The organism is Ruoffia sp. FAM 26254, assembly GCF_045528545.1.
Lineage (GTDB): Bacteria > Bacillota > Bacilli > Lactobacillales > Aerococcaceae > Ruoffia > Ruoffia halotolerans.
Genome location: NZ_JBGQQY010000123.1, coordinates 1 through 345, shown reverse-complemented (window position 1 = coordinate 345; position 345 = coordinate 1). Strand labels below are relative to the sequence as shown.

Sequence of the window (345 nt, the reverse complement as noted above, 5' to 3'; positions counted from 1 at the left end):
CCCATGAAGGTGCCAATCAACGTGCACGTCTTAAGGGTAGAAATCCTAAGTACACGGTCGAGCTACTTAAAGACATTCAAGATAAATTAGAACGTACATGGTCACCTGAACAAATTGTTGGACGAGACTATCAGGGAAAACTTTCCTTTAAATCCATCTATAACTGGATTTACCAAGATATCTTAAAGGTACCCCTAACTGTCTTAAGACACAAAGGGAAAAGTCGAGAGCCTCAAGAAACGCGAGGAAAGTTTAATATCGGCACTCCCATCTCAAAACGCCCCAAATCTGTGAAGAATCGAAAAGAGTTCGGGCATTGGGAACTCGACACAGTTGTTTCTTCTC

1 protein-coding gene is annotated in these 345 nt (G+C 42.0%); it reads left to right on the top strand.

The genetic code is table 11. From position 1 onward, the window contains the following. Window positions 1-345 (top strand): IS30 family transposase (locus ACEN3Z_RS11940; RefSeq protein WP_407090993.1); only part of this gene is annotated, 345 nt, incomplete at both ends.